We start from the raw sequence: 22,692 nt of genomic DNA, 5'->3' as shown, positions 1-22,692 counted from the left end.
ATTTCTGAAAAAGTATGCCTGCGCTCCTACCACCTGGCATTCATTACTTCACTACAGCTCCTATTGTTATTCCCTGGATACAGGTATCGTGCGAACCTTCCCGGAATAGTCTATTACTTCGATTTTTTCCGCATCGCGCGGAATTTCTAGCCAACGGGTAGACTGAGATAAAAACCCCGATCCATGGTACAATTCCCTGCGAATTGACCTGTCACCCGTTAGGCGAAAAACTACATCAACATCCAGCGTCTGGGGCAAAAAATACGCCGGAGAAGCCGAAGCCCCGGTTTCACTAAATGCTAATAAACGGCTTCGGTTTTGTCCGGCCAACGTGATCAGCCGCTCATCCGAAGTTTTCAACCGCACCAGGGATTTTCCGTCTCCAGGCACCAAAAAGCCACTTTCGGAAGGCAAAACGGGATCAAACCCTCCTTCCCCATCCCCTTTGAGCCACAGACCTACGAAGGCATCTTGTCGACCGCTAAACACCTCGTTCCCATAATTATTTCCAACCAGTAACACATCGGTACTACCATCCGCATCCAGGTCAGTAGCCACCATTCCGTAGACCGGTCCCACCTGCGCCAATAGCGGTAAGGGTTGCACGGAAAACTGCCCATTGCCAAGGTTTTCCAGGTAACTGCTCTCCATGTGGTTGGCCTTAAGGTGCAAGGCTGAATCGAGTTCCTCGGCTGTCAGAACCTCTTGCATCCCTGCCCTTCCATAGGATTTGTAGGTAGAAAACCGTTTTCTAAACAAGGGACTCTGCCCGTACAAATCCTGCCAGAAGTGCACGGGAAATTGTTCAAAATCGCCGTTTTGATTTTTGAAATACGCGAATAAAATGGGGTCAATGCTCTGATTTTTATCAAAATCAGCAGCCAAAAGCGATAAGGGCCGCTCCTCCGTGACCTGGTAAAAGTTATTTCGTCCCAGATTGCCCACGATATAATCCATATCACCGTCAGCGTCAAAATCAGCAGCGACGATTCCATTCCACCACCCAAGTGCATCTTCCAGACCGGTATGTTCCTGTTTTACTAATTTTCCACCCGTATTTTTGAAGATGGTCACCGGCATAAATTCCCCGACCAGAAGCAAATCCACGAGTCCATCCTGGTCTGTATCCGTCCACAAGGCGTCGGTAACCATTCCAATGGTCGCCAGACCCGGTGCCAGGCTATCGGTCACATCGATCATTTTCTGCCCTTGTTTTTTCAAAATAACGCTTCTCCCCGGCAAGGGGTACTTTCCCTGTCCGGATCGGGCTCCCACAAAAAGCTCCAAAAAGCCGTCTCCATTCACGTCCGCAGCCCGCACGACGGTACCTACTTCCCGCAGGTCTGGCAGTGCATTTTCCAGCAAGCGGAAGTTGCCCTTTCCATCGTTCTCGTAAAGCCGATCCCGATACACCTCGTTTTCCAGCCCGAATTCACTGCTCCCACTAGCGGCGTACAAATCCAGATCCCCATCCATGTCCCAATCAAAGAGCAATAAACCCATGTCTTCCATCTGGCTTTCGGAAGCAAGTGGGAAATCCTGAACCCGGAAACTACCATCCTTCGCCTGAAAGAGTAATTGCCGTGGATAGCCTGCTGCTCCGCCCACAAGCAAGTCGTCCAGGCCATCTCCGGTGATGTCTCCTACAGCCAATCCCGGCCCAAATTGCGACAGCTTGTGTGGGAGCGTTCGCTGTACGTGATAATCCACCACATCCCGCTCCCGGTGATCAATCGCCAGACCCATCATTTCGCCTACTTCCTCCAACAGGGGCATTGCCGTATCCGAACCGGCTTCCTCCGAAAGGGTTGGTTTTTGGGCATTTGCAATATCCAACGGCAACACCTGATTGACCGGTAGGTTTCTTTGTACCTGTCTGTGCCCATTGGGCCAAATCACCTCCAGGGAATCGATATTGGTTACACTTCCCAAACCAAAATGAAGTACTTCTTCTACGGAAGACATGTATCCCCGGGCAGTGAATTGCTCCCGCAGGAGGATTTGGCCGTCAGCAAGCGTAATTCGTACTTTTGCTCCCAAACCCTGCCGGTTGTCTGGGTTGCCGATAAGTTTCACTCTCAGGTAATTTCCCCTACGTTCATCGGTCTTATCATACAGTTGATTTTCAAAAACGAATGCTTCCTGATTGATATTATTGACCACGTAATCCAGATCTCCATCCAAATCCAGGTCTACATATACTGCCCCGTTTGAAAAAGAGGGTACATCGATTCCCCAGGCTTTGCTGCTATTTTCAAAGGTGAGGTTCCCCCTATTCCTGAAACCATAATTGGGGATTTTTACCACAGGTATGGAGTCCAGTAACATTTTGGTCGTAGCCACCGAACCCAAATCAGCGCGGAAGTTGGTGAAATCCTTATCGGTAATGTCCCTGGGATAGCCATTGGTAATCAGTAAGTCCCGGTATCCATCGTTATCCACGTCTGCCCATAAGGGGGACCAGCTCCAATCCGTTTGATAGACTCCGGCCAAAAACCCGATCTCACTAAAGGGCAGCCCGTTGCCATTGTTCAGGTGAAGCATGTTCCGAACGTACTGGTACTCAAAACCCCAACGATCGTTATTGACGTATTTTTGGTAAGAATTCTGACTGATGGTGGTTTTCATTCGAAAATTACTCTCAGCCAACATATCCAGTGTGATGATTTCTTGGAGTCCGTCGTTATTGATATCTCCTACGTCCAACCCCATGGAAAAATGACTTTGGTGACGAATATAGTTCCGGATTTCGTTGGTAAAGGTGCCGTCGCGGTTGTTTAGGTAGAGCAGATCATTGGACAAGTAGTCATTACTTACATAAATATCCGGATAACCGTCTCCGTTGATGTCCGAAATGGCCAATCCGAGCCCATATCCCTCAATTTGAATTCCCGCTTGCCGGCTTACGTCTGAAAATGTACCGTCTCCATTATTTTGGTACAAGCGGTCGTTATTCCCGGCAGAGCCATCGGTCAGTTTGTCTCGAAAAACGCCCGGAAGATCGGTTACAAGTAGGTTATTCAGTACGTACAGATCCAAATCCCCATCCAGGTCGTAGTCAAAAAAAGCAGCCGACATGCTGTATCCCATTTCATTGAGGCCGTATTTCTCGGCTTCTTCGGTAAAAAAAGGCATGCCGTCTGCATCCAGCCCCTGATTGATAAAAAGTAGGTTTGCTCGGTCCACCGAGTCTTTTTTCATGGCCGCGGATACGTACAGGTCCATCCAGCCATCCCCATTGATGTCGGTGACGGTAACGCCGGTGCACCATTTTTCGGATGCCTGGATTCCTGCACTTTCCGAAATGTCTTCAAATCGCAGGTTTCCCTGATTAATGTAGAGCCGGTTAGCTACCGCATTGCTGGCAAAAAACAAATCGGGAAGTCCATCGTTGTTAAAATCCGCCGTACCCACACCAGCGCCGTTATAGATAAATTCTTCGGTAAGAATATTGAAGGAATCGGACTCAACGATATCGTTCGAAAACGAAATGCCAGATTCAGATGAAAATACCTGCCTGAATAGCTTGTCTTCAATAGGCCGCCGGCAGGAGAAACAAAAACTGACTGCAGCCAAAAGAAAACAAGGTAAGGACTTTTTGAGAAACCACATTGAATGAATATAGGCAAACTTTTACACAGCCCCAACTTAAGCAAATAAAAAAATAAACACCCTAAAGAAACCAATGAAAGCTTCTGTATCAAGCTTAACTAGTAATGCTTCCATCCCCAACAAAAAAACAGAAGCTGCCTCAATTTATGAGACAGCTTCTATCTGAATTACCCGTGCAATGAAATTATTTAGTCAAATGCAGGATCCTGAACTAACGTAGGCGAGCCATCTCTAAAAGATCTTTCAATGGCCTCTAAAGGTACAGGGAAATATTCATGAACCCCTTTCTCGAAGGAAGCGTTTCCAAGGTAGGTACGTTTAGTAGCTTCTTCTTCCAGGTATTCATTCATCGTCTCCGCTGCTATTCCCCATCGCTGGAGATCGAAGAATCGATGTCCTTCCATGGCAAATTCAAGCCTGGTTTCCATTCGAACAGCCTTTCGTGCCACCACTGGATCCGTCCAGGGAGCATCGTAGGTAGAAATTACGTAGTTCGCAGCAGGCTCACCTTCCACAATGGTAAAATCGTTTCGTTCGGCACCTTGAATCGCCCTAGGTACGTACCCAGCTGGATTGGCGGCACGTTCTCGGATTAAGTTAACCAACTCACGTGCTCGCTCTAGATTTCCTAGCTCTACTTCAGCTTCTGCCAGCCATAGAATTACCATGCTCAAACGCATAATACGGTAATTGTTTGCTGAAAGGCGTGGGTTAGCTCCTATACCAAAAAATTCTGGTTCAGCGACGTGCTTTTTAGGAGAATATGGGCCAGCATAGTTCTGATCTCTGATAAAATCACTTCCATGAATTTTATACCCCTTGTAGAGGATATCCCTGCGGCCTACTGTATGGTCCAGTCGTGGATCCAAAGGCCCTTCGTAAGCTTCGAACGGATCATCCCAAGATAAACCTTGGTCATTTGGAACATCTTCCTCATTGAACGTATCGAGCAAAGGAAGCCCGCTGGCCGACGTCTTATAGGCGTTTACCAAATTTTGAGAGGGCTGATAAAATCCACAACAACCCCAGGGATCTGTGTAGGGATAATTTAAAGTTGTGCCCTCGTTAGCAGCTGCGGTAGTGGCGCTGGATATTGAAAACTGAATCTCGAATATCGACTCCTCATTATTTCTTCTTCCCACAAGAAAATTCTCTTCAAACGTAGGTGTCAACGCAAACGGACCGTCCATTAAAATGTCTTCCAAAAGGGTCTTGGCTTCCTGTAAAACAGCTGTATTTGCTTCACCAGTAGACTGATTCCAACCCTGAAACATTTTTGCTTTGGCGAGAAATGCCTGTGCTGCCCATTTAGTCGGCCTACCTGGATCAGATTGAACTTCAGGCAGGACGTTCATGGCTGCCTCAAAATCTGCTTCGATATCCGGCCAAATCTCTTGGTCATTAGGAACTTTACTACTTTCCAAATCGGATAACACAAAGGTTTCGTCGTCAATATAGGGGACATTACGCCACATTTTTCTGGCCTCCATATGGAAGAAACCTCTCAAAAACCTGGCTTCCGCCACTATTTGAGCTCGACGGGCGTCGGAAACATCCTCTGCTTCCTTTAGCGTATTAAGCACATCGTTCGTTCTGGCAACCCCTTTGTAGACGGCTCTCCACTTATTCCTTATGTGCAAATTTGTTGGCTGGAAATCGAAGGTTTCCAAAAAAGACTGCTCAGGTTGATCACCGGCGTCCGTTCCCTTATAAGCATCGTCCGATACTACACCTCCGTAAACCCAATTGTCTATGGTTCCATTCCAACCTGACTGACCATCAAGACCGTAGCCATCAATCATCGCATAAGCACCTAATAAAAGACCCTCGACACCTTGCGCATTCTCCAGACCAACGGTACTAAACTGTCCTTGGGGTACTGTTTCCAAAAATTCCTCTTGACAGGAGGTTGTGGACACACCCAATACCAAAGCAGCAGCTAGTTTTAAATATGTATTTTTCATGTTATTGCTTCTTTTTGTTGAGATTAATTAAAACGTGACATTAACTCCCAAAATCAGATTTCTGGAGACGGGCATGTATCCCCCATCAAATCCAACGGTATTGTTACTTCCCGTCTGTATTTCCGGGTTCGTACCGGTATATTTGGTAATAGTAAACAAATTCTGACCCTGGAAATAAATCGCAGCCCTACTCATACCCCAACTACTTAAGAGAGTTTCTGGAAGGTTATAGGTTATCTGCGCATTTCTTAACCTGAAATAGGAACCGTCCTCTACAAAATAGCTTGACGGACGACTACTGATCTGATCGTTGGCATCCATAATTGGGAGTGTTCCACCCGGATTGTTTGGTTGCCACGCATCATAAAGTGCCGCTTTGGACTTGTTCCCCTGGAAGGTATTGAAATCGGTCCAATAATTAATGTAATTAAATATATCGTTTCCAACCGAACCATTTCCGAATAACGTTAGGTCCCAGTTTCTGTACCCAACATTTAGATTAATCCCGTATACAAAATCGGGATGCGGGTTACCGATAATCGTACGGTCGGCGTCAGTTATAACACCGTCCTCGTTCACGTCTTCTACCTTAAATTTACCAACCGCATTATAGCTTCCGTAAGGGGGATGTGCGTTTACTTCCTCCTCTGTCTGAAAAATTCCTAAGTTGTTGTATCCGAAGAACGAAGAAATTGGAAAGCCAGACTGGGTAATGGTAACGGACGGTACTCTGGTAGAAGCACCAAACAATACGTTATCTTCATTTTCAGCCAAATTATCCACGTTATTTCGATACATGGAGTAGTTTGCTGAAACACTGTACCGTATTTCACCTCCCATAGCAGTATCATTAAGTCCGAGGTTTAGATCGATTCCCTTGTTGGTCATTTGACCTACATTGAAGAAAGGTGCGGTAGCGTCACCGTGTCCATAATTGATCGGAGTCTGAAATAGCATATCCGATGTCACCCTATTCCAAACATCCAACTCGAAGAAGTACCTGCCCTCAAGAAATTCTACATCTAATCCAAGGTTATTGGAAGTGGTAGTTTCCCATCGTGCGTTTGGATTACCAAATCTTTGCGCATCAAAACCCAATGCTGGGGTAGAAGTAGAACCATCTATTGGGTACCCAGCGTTAAAGATATTGGATCGATACGTCGTATAGGCATTGTAATCACCGATCAGCTGGTTTCCTGTCTTTCCCCAACCGTACCTTAGTTTCATATCGGATACGAATGGCAATGCTTCGGCTATTGCAGCCTCGTCAGATAATCTCCAACCCAAACTGAAGGCAGGAAAGGTTGCGTTTCTTGACGCAGCAAGGAATCGAGACGAACCATCATTTCTTAAAATGAATTGCACCAAATACTTCCCGTCGTAGGAATAGTTTATTTTTCCAAATTGGGAATACAATCGGTAATCATTTACTACCCGGCCAAAATTCGTCGCTGTATTCGGGTCACCAAGATCGAGGTAGGATATGATCGGATTGGTCTCAAACGCGAATCGCTGTCGGGCTGCACCAAAAATTTCACCGAATTCCTTGATCGATTCTATTCCAAGATACGCATCGAATGCATGAACATCATTAAAGGTCTTGGTGTAGTTTACGGTATTCGTCCATACCCATTGGTATGAATACTCATTTTCAGAGGTAGAACTATTCACAAAGTTACCTTCAACGTATTCAGGCTGAGGTCGGCCAATAAATCTACCCCTCCTGTTATTTGCGTCTACCCCAAAACTCGAACGGACGTACAGATTATCTGTCAGGTCCACCTGGGCATAAACGTTACCAAAGGCACGAAGCGATAGATTACGGTTATCTTTTGCTCTGGCCAAGACCGCTACTGGATTAAAATTATTTCCCAGATTCGCACCCCGACTTCCTGCGAAGTTACCCATGATATCGTAAACGGGCAGCAGCGGATGTTGCAATGATGAGCTAAATACCGCATTTTGCTCCGCATTATTCCCTGCAGAACCATTACCGAACCCACCTTTTCTGTTCCCTACGGTCACAGAAAGATTTTCGCCGATTGTAAGCCGGTTGTTTAAGGCTTTAAATTCAGTATTTGCTCTTACCGAATATCGATCGTATCCGATATCGTTGACGATGCCCTCCTGATTAAAGTAATTCAAGGATAAAGCGTACCTCCCATTCTCCGTGCCACCGTTTGCTGTAATCTGGTAACTCTGAATAGGTGCCGAGCGGGTAGTTTCAGCCCACCAATCGGTATCCGATGCTCGGGTGATGGGGTAAATATTGCCAGGCTCCAACGCATAAAGCGCAGGATCTACGCCCGGATCCCCTTCCATAGCACCGCTTGGAAAAACGTAATCCGGTATGCTAACCTCTCCGTTCGGTCCCCATGTGTATTGCCCGTGGCTTGGGGTTCTTCCAGCATACACATTGGCCAAATACAAGTATTCACCTAATTCGGTCGCATTTAAGGGGTCTGGACCTCTTTCAGCCGTCTGGGTTCCGTAGAATGCATCAAACGATATGGATGGTTTTCCTACTTTTCCTCTTTTGGTAGTAATAATGACTACACCATTCGCAGCCCTTGACCCGTAAATGGATGCAGCTGACGCATCTTTCAAAATCTGAATGGATTCGATATCGTTCGGGTTTAGGTTTCCTTGGTTTTGAGTAGGTACCCCATCGATCACGTACAATGGATCGTTATTATTAATCGTACCAAAGCCCCGAATTCGCACCGTTGCTCCCCCTCCCGGAGTGGCATCGTTTACGATAGTAACACCAGCTGCTCTACCCTGCAATTGCTGCGCAAAAGTAGTTGCTGGTATCGATAACAGCTCTTCAGAATCGACAGAAGTAACTGCACCCGTAATCTCTCGTCTAGATTGAGATCCATATCCGGTCACAACCACTTCATCTAAGCCACTGACTCCTTGCTCAAGTTGAACATCTATGGAAGTCCTACTTCCTACCTGCTCTTCCAGGTTATCAAATCCCAAAAAAGAAAACACCAAGATGGCGTCTTGATCGGGTACCGTGATGGTGTAATTTCCATCGAGATCTGTGACGGTGCCATTGGACGTCCCCTTTACCAAAACGGCGGCTCCCGGTAAGGGCTCCCCCAAGTCGTCTGAAACGGTTCCTGTTATCTCTACTTGGCCAAATACGAATACCGTACTCGCAAGTAATAAAAACAGCACCAAACTGCAAAATTTGTACATTTTTAACATAAGCAAATTGATAGGTTAAATTGTGAATTGAATTGAATTGAAAATAATTTGTAATAAACAAACCTGTTTGGATAGGTATTGGACAAAATACTACCCTTGCTCAATCAGGCATGTTTGTTTAGAAATTAAGTTGTTGAGAGAAACTTAGTGCTTAGCTTCCCTGACACAGTTCCAAAGATGGCATTCGAAACTATTGATTTCTGTAATTCAAAAAAATAAGCATTCGTGTTATACAACATATAGGTTAGATTAGGGTTTACGAACATTTATATACTAAGGTAGAACCTTCGTTTTCTTTTAAATGTTTTAGCAATGTTACAATTTTTCAGAAAAAAGAAAAAGAAATAAGCCCATAATATTTTAAAGAAAAAATGCAGGACTAAAATGGGCACATATTCTTTGATTTGTTATGAATAATTATAAAAAAAGGAAAAATATCTTAAAAAAAGAATAATAATACAATTTTTAACCAATAAATATAAATTTTGATTCGCTTATAATTTAGTTCTAAAATAAAATTTTGGGAACTCAACATTTCGATAAATGTAACTAACCCTTAAAATCAAGCGTGAAAACTGTGTCTCACAGTAGGATGCTTCTATTTGGTAGGGAGGTAAGCAGGCAACGATTCTCCCTATTCCGATCGGAACAGGCATCTGACTGTTAAAAACATTAAAGACACACGAAATTGAGCCTGCCTACCGGACAGTTAGGCAAGTGACCGCTAGAAGAATATCATAAACCCATGAAATGACTCGAAGCGACGATATCGGAAAATTAAACGCTGCTTCTATTTGGTGGTAAATTAATCCAACGAATTGATCCAATGAGCGATCTTTAACGCATCGGCCTCCGGAACATGCGGCATCGGCGGCATAGGGGTGGCATAATCCGGCCAGTTTTCCGGTCTGGGCGTATAGATCAACTCCACAATCTCCGCTGCGGTATACTTTCGCTTCGCTACATCCTTATACGCCGGTCCTACCTGCCTGCTATCTTTGTTGTGACAGGCGATACAGGTATACTTCGAAAGCAAGGAGCTAACCAACGCTTCGTCCGGTACCTCCGAAGCACCACCATCCGCAACAGGCACGGCCTCCGGGACCGCTGACCCTGTCGCCGGTTGTGCAGGGGCCGATTGGGAGGGGGATGCAAAAGCAATCATGTCATTCGCCTGCAGCGGCATACCCGCCGGTACTTCATTCAAGGTATAGTACGCAGCCGGATGAACCAAGGCATGAGCACGATCTCGTTCGCGAATTCCATCCAATCGAATGTGATGAATGTGGTATCGCTTCAAGCCAGTAATTTTCAAGCGTACCCCCATGCCATCGGCTGAAAGCTGTACACCCTCAACCTTTGCCATTTCATTGCTTACCGGAGGACTACCGTAGACGGGGTGGTATTTATAGGTAAATGTCTCTACACTGTAAGCATCCGGATTTTTTGCCGTGAGGGGATCAACGGGGAGCGTAAACCGGATATCAAATCCGTCCGGCATCGCCTTGATGTCCCGTATTTCGAAAGGTACCTCTCCATTCCATACCAGCCGCTCCAGGCCCTCGTTTGCATCCCCTGCAGAACCCCAACCCCGGTTGGTCTCTCCCACAAACAAGGAGCCATCCAAGCCCCAGGCCATGCGCATCACGCCCGACCGAAAGCCACTTCTGAAATCAATGGACGCCCCTTGCAAAACCCCGTTTACTTCCTCCATCATTACCCGCATGATTTTACTTTGTCCCTGATCTCCTACCAACAGCTGCCCGGAAAACGGACCAAACTTACCCGCCGGGATTTTAATTGGCTCCGATGTGGAAATGCCGTGAATGCCATAAGGCAACCAAACGGCAGGAAGGGTAATTTGCGGCAAGCGTTCCTTCGCCTGGTACAGGGTCAGGAAATCTTCGTCGACGATATTTTCTGGCTTGATATACCGCCCTTGTGCGTTTTTGACCTTTCGGGGATCCACCACGGCGTGAAACTCTTCTGCGCTAAGGGCCACAGGAGAATTTTCCAGCCCCGCCCAGGTAAGCCCTGCCGGGTGCCCGGAAAAAGAGCCCTTTTGGATGTGCCAAATCCCTCCGGATGCCATGTAATCCCCCTGGTTTTCGGTATAAAAAAGCTTGCCATCTATGTAGCCCAGCCCGGCAGGAGAGCGCATCCCCGTCGCCCAGGGCTCCATGTTGCCATCCGGACTGATTTTCATGATCCAGCCTCTAAAGGGCACCCGGCTTTCCCCTCTCCACCATTCCTCGTTTCCAAAAGCCACGTTGCCGGAGACATAGAAATTCCCCGCTTCGTCCATCACGGGTCCGTAGCTGTATTCGTGGTAATGGCCCGATACCGGCCAACTAAAAACGGTTGTATACCGATCCGCTCGGCCGTCCTGATCGGTATCCTCTAGCTTGGTCAATTCTCCCCGTTGGGAACAATAAAACGCGCCGTCCCGGTAAACCAATCCCAGGATTTCGTGCAAGCCCGAAGCAAATTTTCTAAAATAAGGCCGCTGACTGCCCGGGTTTTCCACCACATACACATCGCCTCTTCGGGTAGCCACACCCAGGTTTCCGTTTGGTAAGACCGTTAAGCCCCCCACTTCCAACAAGAGGCCCTCGGGAGCGCCCACCCGCAAAATCTTGAAATAATCCTCCTCCATGGGCGATTCCTGACCGAATGCGGGCAGAAAAAATAACCAGGTTAGGGAAGCCAGAACCAGCAGCGCCATTGAATTTTTTATTCGTTTCATCGTACTTGTTACCATCGTATTCAAAACCATAAAGTATACGCGATGTTTTCCTTCGCCGGAATCAATAATTCCTGCTGCCCTTCACTGCTACGTATTGCAGGAAGCAATGCACTATCTCCGCCAAGCTTCAGGTAATACGCCTTGTCTCCAACCAGAAATAAGCCTTTTCCGAGATCGGTGATTTGATCTGCAACGGCCAGGCGGAGGTACGTGTTTTCGAGCGACCCGGTCAAGTGCAGGATTCGTCGAATGCCTTTCCGGTCCTCTAACGGCTCCAGCGAATCTTCCACCTGCAGGTCAAACGCTTCGTACAAAAATTGCAAATCATGGGCCTCGGTACCTACCCGGTATCCGTTTGTTCGAAACTTACTTCCCAGTGTATCGGAAGGCCATACTTCCTCGAGAGAACCTAACCGCGCCAGACTCAGGGCGGGTGTACCCAGGTGGACGACTGCGCCCATCGGTCGGGAAGAACCGTCGCCCCGGCTGTGCCACATAGGGGTCGCATTTAGAAACCCACCGGTCCAAACCTGCACCAGACTTCCGTGATCCATGTCGTAGGTATAATTCACCTGCTGCGGCGAGCCTACGGATACGGCATGGGTGACCCGGTAGCTACCCGGTATATCCATGAAACTTCGCAGGACCGGCCGTTCGTTGGGATCCACCAGTATGGGGTCCGGGCCCCTTGTTCCCAAAAGTGACTGATCCGAGAGCGTCACCGGACGGATGCCCGGACCGGCAATTTCCGCACCCAAATGGGCCGCCATCCAATCCTGAACTTTGAGATAAGCCAGGTCAAATGCATGCCTTCCTGCCTCCAAATACATCTCCGCCGAAAGATTTGCTCCGCCGGAAGCACCTACTTCTTTTCCGTTGATGGACACGTTTCCGCTTCCTCCTGGAAAATTGAACTGAAAAGAGTAGTTTCCTGCCGTTTGCACGTCTAACTGGCCACGGTACCGAATCACAAACTGACCTGCATCGCCAGCCATTGAGGCCGTAAGTGCTTTCAAACTACCGGATTTAGTTGCCTGCAATGCGGTAAAATCAGGTACCGCGTCAAACTTTCCGCGATACAACGCATAGGACAAATCACGTAGTTCCGGAGCTGGGTTATCAAAAGCGGTTATCCGAAGGTTGCGAAATGCCACCGTACCATGATCTCCCTGTATGCGCAGGGGTCCACGGCTCACTTCCTCCGCAGCCATGGCTCCCCGGGTTGGCCCGAAAAGCTCCACGTCCTCGTGTATGGTCACCCCATTTAATCTCACAAATAAAATCCGGGCATTTTCTATTTTCTTTCCAGCGGCATCAAATCTGGGTGCCCGGAAGGATACCGAAAGCGTTTGCCACAAACCGGGCGCCTTACTGGCGTTCTGCCGGGGTGCATATCCCTGATAGCCTTTTTGACCTTCCGGTTGGCGCTCGTCCCAGCGCTCGTAAATACCTCCATTGTCAGCGGCGCGTGGCGTCGTTATACCCCAGCTATCAAGGATTTGGATCTCGTACATTCCCTGTAGGTAAATTCCCGAATTGGCGCCACTAGCCACCAGGTACTCTACTTCCAGGTCCAGGTCCCCATAGGTCGCTTTCGTGAACAAATCCCGCCCATTATCTTTATCCGTGGGGAGATTCACCAATACGCCGGATCCATCGATGATATCCAGTCTTCCTTTTTCTGATAGATCTGCGATGACATCGCCCGCTACCTGCCAGGTTTTGCCGGGTTTTTCAAAAGCCTCGAGATCGGTAAAGGAAACGGTGTCCTGAGCGGCTGCATTGAATGCCGAAGGAACGAGAAAAAGCAATAATACTATTCCACCGATCATGGAACGAATGCTTCGGAAATGGGCCATAGCGTATGGATTAAAACCAACGTGATACGAATATACAGGCGACAAAAGTAGCTTTTTTATTGGAAAAAAATAACCCAATGTGCTTTTTTGAAAATGCCCGTTAGTGCTCGATTTGGCCCAATTTCATTGGTTTATCGGTAATTTTATTAATTTTGTCGACATACCGTTAAAAAAGCACAATGAAGGTACATACGATTTTAGGAGCCGGTGGCAATATTGGTGCCGGTCTGACCAGTAAGCTGGCAGAATCCTCCCTTTCGGTCCGCCTGGTAAGCCGGCATCCCAAGCCAATTACTGGCAAGGAAGCGTTGGTTACAGCCGATTTATTAGAGGCTGGCGAGGTGAACGAAGCGGTAAGGGGCTCTACCATTACCTATCTGGTAGCCGGGATCACCTACCGGGCAAAAGTTTGGGAACAGCAATGGCCAATAATCATGAAAAACGTGATTGCAGCCTGCAAAACCCATGGATCCAGATTGGTTTTCTTTGACAACATGTATGCCTACGACCCCGCCGAGGTGGGCGCCTTGCATGAAGCTACGCCTATCCGACCGAAAAGCAGAAAAGGGGCTGTGCGGGCGGCCATTGCCCAATTGATTTTGGATGAAATCGCCCAGGGGCAACTAACGGCCATGATCGTTCGTGCGGCCGATTTTTACGGGCCGGGAGCAACATCCAGTATGGTACACGAAACCATTATTAACCGCATGAAAAAGGGCAAACAGCCCCAATGGATGTACAACAAGGACAAAAAACACTCCTTTACCTTTATTCCCGACGCGGTAGAAGCGACTGCTTTTCTCGCAGTACAGGAAGATGCCTGGAATCAGGTATGGCACCTGCCTACCGCCAAGGCCTACCCCTCTGCGCAGACAATTGCTACATTTCTGGGGTCGAAGTTGGATCAACCCGATAAAATTCAGGTGCTACCCGCCTGGGCCATCGGGTTGCTGGCCCTATTTATGCCACTGATGCAGGAGATCAAGGAACTTAGGTACCAGCTCGATGAAGATTATTGTTTCGACAGCAGCAAAATTGAATCGGCATACGGATTGCAACCTACTTCCATCGAAGCCGGTTTGGAGGCCTGCCTCGACAGGGATTAATCCAACCGCAAGGTGCAAGAAGGCACCTCTTTTCTTTCCCTACCATTCACTCGTTACCCCCTTCGTTATGAAAGACAGACTACCAGGAATCAAACTTTTTGATTTAAGCAACAGAAAAGCCATCGTTACTGGAGGATCAAAGGGATTGGGCCTGGCCATGGCAGCCGGGCTGGCTTCGGCTGGGGCAGATGTTCTGTTGGTCAACCGGAATGCAGCTGATGGAGAAAAAGCCGCTGCTGTCTTATCCGAAGCGTTTGGCATACGGGCCCTTTCCTTTGCGGCGGATATTAGCAAAGAAGAAGAAACCGAGGCCATGGCTGCCCAGGCGCTGGAGCATTTTGGCCAGATCGATGTGTTGATCAACAGCGCAGGAATCAACATTCGCGGGGCCATTGACGAACTTAGCCTGGAATCCTTCAATCAGGTACAGTCCGTCAACGTAACCGGCACCTGGCTGTGCAACAAGGCCGTTATCCCCTCGATGAAAGCGCGAAAATCCGGAAAGATCATCAATTTGGCGAGCACCCTGGGCTTGGTAGGTCTTGCAAACCGTACGCCCTACACGGCTAGCAAAGGGGCCGTCGTGCAAATGACCCGGGCCCTGGCCATCGAATTGGCTCCTTTTGGCATCCATGTAAATGCCATTTGCCCGGGGCCCTTCTTAACCGAAATGAATATACCCGTAGCGGATGATCCGGCGACCCGGGATTTTATCATCGGCGCTACGGCCCTTGGGCGCTGGGGCGAGCTAAAGGAAATACAGGGTGCCGCCCTGTATTTGGCCAGCGATGCAGCAAGCTACACCACCGGTAGCATGCTCACGGTGGATGGAGGATGGACGGCAAAATAAGCTACCCGGTAAGGGTACACCTTCCCCTATTCCAGACGTTTGATCGAACGAATTGCTACGGGATCCAGCAAGTATTGGTCCTGGTCGGGGAGTTGTTGGATGCGTCGTACCACGTCCATCCCGCGAATTACCTTTCCAAAGGCCGCAAATCCCTGGCCATCCGGATTTCTTTTTCCACCAAAATCCAATTCCGGCTGATCGCCAATGCATATAAAAAACGAACTCTGTGCGCTGTTCGGTTCGGACCGGGCCATGGAAACGGTTCCATCTTTGTGTAAAAGTCCGGTCTGTTTCGTGGTCTCTAACTGAATAGGAACGCGAAGCAGACTATCGGGTACGTCTCCTCCCTGAATCACTTCGATACGAATTTCCCGTTCAGCTTCATTTCTCGCGTTGCACACCCTGAAAAAATGGGAGTAAGAATAGGCATCGGAAGCTACATATGCCATAAAATTGGCCACCGTAATCGGAGCGCAATCCGGAAAAAGCTCGATTTGAATTTCGCCCAATTCCGTATGGACGACGACATGTAGAGAATCCTGGCAAAAGCCAACCCGAACCAAAGCCAACACCACTAACAGCAACAGCGCCGCTTTTGATGCAATTCCAGATTTTACACCGTTCGTATTTTTCATAGAATTTTATCTTGCCTTTTAATGACCCTATGCCTGTCTGCCTCAGGCATGCCCGATTTTGTGCCATAGTTTATTCCTTACATGCGATTCCATGCCTTGATTGCTGCAACCCTTGCCTGTATTTGGCCTTTTCAAAAATCTGCAAAAGGTTTGTCATTTACAAGGAATTCGATCCTATCAAACATACTTCTACTCAATAAGGGTGCGAATTATGCGTCGGGCAGACCCTCCTCTTTCGCAAAAAGGACTCCAGCAGAAGGCTGGAAGGAGGGAAATCCATATTTGCCTACGTTAAATTTTTTCAATACTTATTTTATTCTGCCAACGTGTGAATTGGCAAAACTTATAGACAACGGCTGTCTTAAATTCACGATTAATATGAATTATTTAAATTTTTTTCAGTATATCAAGCGTTTTAATTTATATGAAAAGCTTTTTCATGTATAGTAACGTAAGCTATTGAAATATAGCGAATTCATCGACTAGAAATATTATTATTTTAATTTACCTTTGGTTACCGTTCATTTACTTTCTAATTCACGGTATTTATTCATATTTTATTTCAATCATCAACCAAAACTCAATTTAGAATCATGGAAGAACTAATGGGCACAATCAAAATGTTCGCCGGTAACTTCGCTCCCAGGGGGTATGCCCTCTGCAATGGTCAACTTTTATCCATCAGCCAAAATTCGGCCCTCTTCTCGATCCTGGGTACGACCTATGGTGGAGATGGCCGAAATACCTTCGCTTTACCGGACCTCCGAGGGCGGGTACCCATGGGGCCGGGTCAGGGACCCGGACTTTCAACTCGGACCCTCGGAGAAATGGCGGGTCGGGAGAGCACTACCCTTTCGGTCGCAAATATGCCCGCACACAATCATCCCCTTGTTGCCAACAGTGCCGCAGGAAATACCAATAGTCCTCAAAATGCCTTTCCTGCGTTAAGCGAGGTTCAAATAGACCGATCCAATCCACCCGTAGCAGTAAACGCATACGACAGCGGTGCCAATACCACCATGAGTCCACAAGCCATTGGTGTGGCAGGACAAAGCCAGCCATTTGACCATACGCCTCCCTTTACCGGGATAAATTTCATCATCTGTACCCAGGGAATCTACCCTTCCCGAAGCTAGAAAATGCTTGAGAGAATTCCCCGATCGTTTTTTCGGGGAATTCTTTTTCGAACGAACAATTATTCTTTTTACGACCATGAAGACACTTTTAAAGCACCTGCTTGTTCTAACCTTATCTTTTTTTGGTTGCCAGCTAGTAACGGCACAAACGACGGTAACATTCAATGAAATTACCAATTACATAGGAACGTTTGGAGAGACCTATGACAACAGCGGTCTGCGATTTTCTGTCACAAAAACCTCCAGTGCCACGGTCAACTCCGGGATAAAAGCCACCCAAAACGATGGATTTATGGGCAGCGTGGCATTGAATGACTCGAACCTCAACCCTAACGGCATTCAGCAATGGAGCATTCGCAAAACGGATGGCTCTTCCTTTCAATTTATAAGCATTTTTCTTCAGGAGGGCGGTGTGGGCGCTTCCACTTCGGGTACCATCCGTGCCTACAAAGCAGGAAACCCGATCGGTGCGGCTAAAGCGATTGACTTTAATTCAGCCACCAATGGCCTGAAGACGTTTGACAACGACCCGGACTTTTACGATGTGGACGAGGTGCGGATCAATGCCGACGACATTTATTTCTTTCTCGATCAGGTTACGACCGGATCACCCTTTTCCCCGTTGGACGAAGATCCTCCCGTGGTTACAGGTATCAGCGTAAACGGAGCCCCTCCCACCACCGCAACAACGGTGAGCTTCACGGTCAATTTTTCAAAAATTGCCCTCAATGTCAGTTTGGATGACTTTCTATTGACAACCTCTGGTACCGCCGGAACACTTTCCGCAATTAGCGGTTCGGGAAATAGTTACCAGGTAACCGCAACCGGCATCAGCGGTGAGGGCTTTATTCGATTGGATCTCAAAGGGGGTACCAATATCACCAATGCAGACAACACGGGAGGCGTTCCCGCATTCACCACTGGAAATACCCACACCGTCAGCGCCTGTTTTACTGAAATTCTGGAGAGTGCTCCGGATGGAAGCACCACTTTTTCCAGCAATGGGTTGTCTTTTTCCCTGGGAACGGGGCTTGAGGTAGAAAGCCGACTGGGTTTTGGTGCCGGGAATTCCAATCGGTTTATAAAAAACACGGACAATCCCGGAAGCTTTTCCATCAGTTCTAGTAGCTTTTTCACGTTGAATACCATCGACCTGTTTCTGTCCGATCTTTCCAACGGAGATAATCCTACCGGAAGCGGCACACTGACCGTCACAGGTAAAAAAAATGGAGTCGCTGTATTTACCATCCTTAAAACCACCGGGTTTCCGGTCGATGCCACGCTAAATGGCGGGTTTTTTACACTCGATTTTTCCACCGACGGAACAACAAATTTTAGAAATACAAATGTTGACGAGGTGGAATTTACCATTGCCGATGGATTCCAACAATTGCTGATTGACAATATTAACTTTTGTGCAGCAGTACCCGACACCGATACGGCAGCGCCGGCTGTGCAGCGCATACTGGTAGACGGAAGCCCCAGCAGCACCGCCAGTTCCATCGACTTTTCTGTCATTTTTGATGAAAACGCCTTTAACCTGAGCCTGGATGATTTTTCATTGGTCACTACCGGAAGCGCCACCGGTACTTTAAATCAACTTACTGGCAGCGGTAGCAGCTATCAGGTAACGATCACAGGTATTTCTGGTGAAGGTTCGCTTCAACTACGTCTAAAGAGTGGAACGGATGTTGCCGATGCGCTCGGTAACACGGGTCCGCTAGAGTACGTCAACGGACAAATCCATTTGGTTGGGGCTTGCTTTTCCGAGTCTTTTGAGGATGAAACAGATGGAGCCGTAAGTTTTAGCGGAAATGGAAAGACCTTTGGCCTATCCGGTAATTGGGCGTTAAAAAACCGGATTGGGTTTGGAGCCAATGGATCCGCGAAATTTCTCGAATCCTCCGGTACCGGCCCCTATACGGTACAAGTCAGCGGAACGCCCGTAACCCTGAGCAAAATCAGCCTTTACCTCTCCTCCTTTGCCTCCGGAGTGACGCCTACCAACGATGGCTCGCTGACAGTTACCGGAAAATTGGATGGTACTACGGTCTATACCATCCAAAAAAATACGGGCTTCCCCACCTCCTTTGGCAGCACCGGTGGATTCTTTAGCCTGGATTTTTCAACCGACGGGGCATCCGACTATTCCGGCAACTTCGTTGATGAATTGGTTCTGGAAGTTGGCGGTTCCTTTGCCTACCTGGCCCTGGATAATTTTGATTTTTGCCTGGATACGGAAGCGCCTACAGGCTATTCGGTCACCATCGATCAAGCCGAAATCGGCGCTTCAAACCAGGATCAGATTGGGTTTACCTTCGCCGGGGCCGAAGTGGGGACGAATTATTCGTTTTCATTTGCGAGTTCCGGTGGCGGCACTCCCGTGACAGGCTCGGGTACAATCGGTAGCACCACCGAACAAGTGTCAGGAATCGACCTTACAAGCCTGCCAAACGGACTAGTCGTTCTAACGGTTTCACTGACCGACCTATCCGGAAATACAGGAGCAGATGCCACCGCACAAGTGACTAAGTTTATCAATACCGTTCCTGAGGTTAGTCCGGACCCCCTAACAGCGCCTGCCTACCTGGAAAATGCCGCTAACGTTTTGATTGCAGAAAGCATCGTGGCAAGCGACGCAGACGGGGACCAACTCGTTCGTGCCGCCATCCGGTTTGAAGGTTCTGGAAAAATCACAGGCGATGAGCTGAGTCTCGGAGATCCCTCTCCCTTTACCTTACAGGAAGTAGACGATAACACGTTGGAACTGACGGGTACCTCCACCGCAGCAGCCCTGACCGAAATACTCCGAGGGTTGGCCTTTCGCTCTACCTCGGACGACCCCACACTGGGGGGGACCGAAACAGAAAGAATTGTTTCCATTGTCGTGGAAGATGCAAATGGAGGCCTATCCGTGCTGGCAAACGGAACCAATAACCTATCCATACCCGTGACAGCCGTCAACGATGCGCCGGAACTCGCCCTTCCGGCCAACGAAACAACGGTCTCCGACCAAGCCCTTACATTTAGCAACGCTGGCGGTAACGAAATTGCTGTAAGCGATCCAGACGCGGGAGCCAATGCCTTACTTGTGGAACTTTCTGTGACAAACGGCAGCCTGGATCTGGCAATGACCACCGGATTAACCTTCTTAACGGGCACAGGCGCTGGTGATTCTTCCATGGAATTCACTGGAAACCTGACCGACATAAATAACGCGCTGGATGGATTGGTTTTCACCAGTACGAGCGGTTTTGTCGGGGAAGCGGTGCTCTCCATTCAAGTCGATGATCAGGGAAATACCGGTACCGGAGGATCCCTGCTAGCAACCAGCGATCTATCCATCCAGGTAAACGCTCCCAATGCTCCTCCGGTCGCTTCAGGAGTAAGTACCTCCGGCACGACAGCTGTTGGTGAAAGCCTGACGGGCACCTATACCTATAGCGATACCGAAAACGACGCAGAGACCGGAAGTACCTTTCAATGGTGGCAGGCAGACGACGCGCTGGGAAGTAACGAGACACCAATTACCGGTGAAAACGGACAGGCGTTGAACCTGCTTTCCGGCTATCTGGGCCATTTTATCAGTTTTGAAGTCACTCCATCCGATGGAAACAATGCGGGTACCCCCGTGAAATCCGCCTACCTCGGCCCCGTCTTTGCCCTTCCTGTGGTCACCACAACGACTCCAGCCAGCATCGCATTCGACGCTGCATCGCTGGGAGGCGAGGTGGAAAATGACCAATTCAGTTCGGTAACCGAACGAGGGATTGTTCTCAATACGTCGGGAAATCCAGACCTGACGGACCAAAAAGTCAGCATGGGTACCGGTACAGGTGTCTTTTCCTCCACGGTATCCGGATTGGACCCCAATACCCTGTATTATGTCAGAGCTTTTGCTACCAACGCCGCAGGTACTGCCTTTGGTACGGAAACAAGCTTTACCACCGAAAAACAAGAACTTACCCTGGGAGGCACCTTCCAGGCCACAGACAAAACCTACGACGGAACGGTACAGGCGGTGCTACTTAGCAACAACCTGGAGCTACTCAGTCCACAGACAGGAGATGACGTACAACTCACCGACCTGGTAGTGGCGTTTGCCACTGCCCAAAGCGGAGCCAGCAAACCCGTGTCCATCGTATCGGCAGCCTTAAGTGGTGCAGATGCCGATAAGTACACGCTGACACTTTCCGGTGCCCCAACCGGTAGTGCCAATATTAATCCGAAACCATTGAGCATCGATGCTACAGAAGGCTTATCCAAAACCTATGGGAGCGTGGATCCCACCTTTACCTTTGTCTCCAGTGGATTTGTAACTGGGGAAGACGAAACGCTAGTAGCTGGAGCACTTAGCCGCGAGCCCGGAGAAAATGTCGGCAGCTATGCACTGACTTTAGGTGACCTAACTGCCGGTGGAAACTACACGCTGGACTTTACTCCGGCCGACTTTACTATCAATCAACAAACACTCAGCATCACCGCAGATGCAGCCCAAAGCAAAACCTACGGTCAAGCCGATCCGACCTTTGCCTTTAGCAGCAGCGGTTTTGTGAATGGGGAGGACGAATCCATACTGACGGGTGCACTAAGTCGAGAACCTGGCGAAGATGTCGGCAGCTATGCGCTGACTTTGGGTGATTTGAGCGCCGGCGCAAATTATGCCCTGGACTTTACTCCGGCCGACTTTAGCATCAATCAACAAACACTCAGCATTTCCGCCAACGCCGGTCAAAGCAAAATCTACGGACAAGCAGACCCTACCTTTACCTTTAGCAGCAGCGGATTTGTAAATGGGGAGGACGAGTCGCTACTTACCGGAGCGCTAAGTCGAGAACCCGGCGAAGATGTGGGCAGCTATGCACTGACTTTAGGTGACCTAAGTGCCGGTGAAAACTACACGCTGGACTTTACCCCGGCCAACTTTAGCATCAATCAACAAACACTTAGCATTATTGCCGATAACGGCCAAAGCAAGACCTACGGCGAATCCGATCCGACCTTTGCCTTTAGCAGCAGCGGTTTTGTAAATGGGGAGGACGAATCCATACTGACGGGTGCACTAAGTCGCGAGCCGGGCGAAGATGTGGGCAGCTATGCGCTGATCCTGGGTGATTTAAGTGCCGGCGCAAATTACACGCTGGACTTTACCCCTGCCAACTTTGCCATCAATCAACAAACACTCAGCATTTCCGCCAACCCCGGTCAAAGCAAGACCTATGGGGAATCCGATCCGACCTTTGCCTTTAGCAGCAGCGGTTTTGTAAATGGGGAGGACGAATCCATACTAACGGGTGCACTAAGCCGCGAGCCGGGCGAAGATGTGGGCAGCTATGCACTGACACTGGGTGACCTAAGTGCCGGTGGAAACTACACGGTAGACTTTACCCCGGCCAACTTTGCCATCAATCAACAAACACTTAGCGTTTCCGCCAACGCCAGTCAAAGTAAAACCTACGGCGAATCCGATCCGACCTTTACCTTTAGCAGCAGCGGATTTGTAAATGGGGAGGACGAGTCGCTACTTACCGGAGCGCTAAGTCGAGAACCCGGCGAAGATGTGGGCAG

10 protein-coding genes are annotated in these 22,692 nt (G+C 48.5%); 4 read left to right on the top strand and 6 right to left on the bottom strand.

The genetic code is table 11. The annotated features are described in order from the left end of the window. Positions 1 to 66 precede the first annotated feature (66 nt). The 5 genes from BMW71_RS22720 to BMW71_RS22700 form a co-directional block, all read right to left on the bottom strand. On the bottom strand, positions 67 to 3,576 hold the full coding sequence (locus BMW71_RS22720; protein WP_244891287.1) for a VCBS repeat-containing protein: 3,510 nt from the start codon (positions 3,574 to 3,576) through the stop codon (positions 67 to 69). Positions 3,577 to 3,800: 224 nt separating this feature from the next. Continuing rightward, entirely contained in the window at positions 3,801 to 5,576 is a 1,776-nt protein-coding gene (locus BMW71_RS22715) for a RagB/SusD family nutrient uptake outer membrane protein (protein ID WP_092178836.1), read from the bottom strand. 27 nt (positions 5,577 to 5,603) lie between these two features. Beyond that, the gene (locus BMW71_RS22710) at positions 5,604 to 8,792 is read right to left on the bottom strand and encodes a SusC/RagA family TonB-linked outer membrane protein (RefSeq protein ID WP_092178835.1); all 3,189 of its coding nucleotides are present in this window, start codon (positions 8,790 to 8,792) and stop codon (positions 5,604 to 5,606) included. Between the two features lie 805 nt (positions 8,793 to 9,597). After that, on the bottom strand, positions 9,598 to 11,538 hold the full coding sequence (locus BMW71_RS22705) for a hypothetical protein (protein ID WP_092178853.1): 1,941 nt from the start codon (positions 11,536 to 11,538) through the stop codon (positions 9,598 to 9,600). A 20-nt stretch (positions 11,539 to 11,558) separates the two neighbouring features. After that, positions 11,559 to 13,397 (bottom strand): 3-keto-disaccharide hydrolase, encoded by a 1,839-nt coding sequence (locus BMW71_RS22700; protein WP_092178834.1) that lies wholly within the window; start codon positions 13,395 to 13,397, stop codon positions 11,559 to 11,561. A gap of 179 nt (positions 13,398 to 13,576) precedes the next feature. Here BMW71_RS22700 and BMW71_RS22695 point away from each other — a divergent pair, with 179 nt between their 5' ends. Further along, complete coding sequence (locus tag BMW71_RS22695) at positions 13,577 to 14,503, top strand: NAD-dependent epimerase/dehydratase family protein (protein ID WP_092178833.1); 927 nt, start codon at positions 13,577 to 13,579, stop codon at positions 14,501 to 14,503. A 67-nt stretch (positions 14,504 to 14,570) separates the two neighbouring features. Further along, positions 14,571 to 15,353, top strand: coding sequence for an SDR family NAD(P)-dependent oxidoreductase (locus BMW71_RS22690; protein ID WP_092178832.1), 783 nt, complete (start codon positions 14,571 to 14,573; stop codon positions 15,351 to 15,353). A gap of 26 nt (positions 15,354 to 15,379) precedes the next feature. Here BMW71_RS22690 and BMW71_RS22685 read toward each other — a convergent pair whose 3' ends face one another. After that, positions 15,380 to 15,988 (bottom strand): peptidylprolyl isomerase, encoded by a 609-nt coding sequence (locus tag BMW71_RS22685; protein WP_092178831.1) that lies wholly within the window; start codon positions 15,986 to 15,988, stop codon positions 15,380 to 15,382. Positions 15,989 to 16,581: 593 nt separating this feature from the next. Here BMW71_RS22685 and BMW71_RS22675 point away from each other — a divergent pair. Next, on the top strand, positions 16,582 to 17,124 hold the full coding sequence (locus tag BMW71_RS22675; RefSeq protein WP_218145626.1) for a phage tail protein: 543 nt from the start codon (positions 16,582 to 16,584) through the stop codon (positions 17,122 to 17,124). A gap of 76 nt (positions 17,125 to 17,200) precedes the next feature. Further along, positions 17,201 to 22,692, top strand: a 5,492-nt coding sequence (locus tag BMW71_RS22670) for an MBG domain-containing protein (RefSeq protein ID WP_244891286.1), incomplete at its 3' end; no start/stop codon positions are given.

Origin of the sequence: Cyclobacterium xiamenense (genome assembly GCF_900109255.1) — a bacterium.
Lineage (GTDB): Bacteria > Bacteroidota > Bacteroidia > Cytophagales > Cyclobacteriaceae > Cyclobacterium > Cyclobacterium xiamenense.
Note: the sequence above shows the minus strand (reverse complement) of the source record. Positions and strands in the feature narration are given on the sequence as shown.

Excerpts from the sequence above, each read along its gene's own strand:
- BMW71_RS22715 (WP_092178836.1), bottom strand. The coding sequence starts at position 5,576 with ATGAAAAATACATATTTAAAACTAGCTGCTGCTTTGGTATTGGGTGTG.
- BMW71_RS22710 (WP_092178835.1), bottom strand. The coding sequence starts at position 8,792 with ATGTTAAAAATGTACAAATTTTGCAGTTTGGTGCTGTTTTTATTACTT.
- BMW71_RS22705 (WP_092178853.1), bottom strand. The coding sequence starts at position 11,538 with ATGAAACGAATAAAAAATTCAATGGCGCTGCTGGTTCTGGCTTCCCTA.
- BMW71_RS22700 (WP_092178834.1), bottom strand. The coding sequence starts at position 13,397 with ATGGCCCATTTCCGAAGCATTCGTTCCATGATCGGTGGAATAGTATTA.
- BMW71_RS22695 (WP_092178833.1), top strand. The coding sequence starts at position 13,577 with ATGAAGGTACATACGATTTTAGGAGCCGGTGGCAATATTGGTGCCGGT.
- BMW71_RS22690 (WP_092178832.1), top strand. The coding sequence starts at position 14,571 with ATGAAAGACAGACTACCAGGAATCAAACTTTTTGATTTAAGCAACAGA.
- BMW71_RS22685 (WP_092178831.1), bottom strand. The coding sequence starts at position 15,988 with ATGAAAAATACGAACGGTGTAAAATCTGGAATTGCATCAAAAGCGGCG.
- BMW71_RS22675 (WP_218145626.1), top strand. The coding sequence starts at position 16,582 with ATGGAAGAACTAATGGGCACAATCAAAATGTTCGCCGGTAACTTCGCT.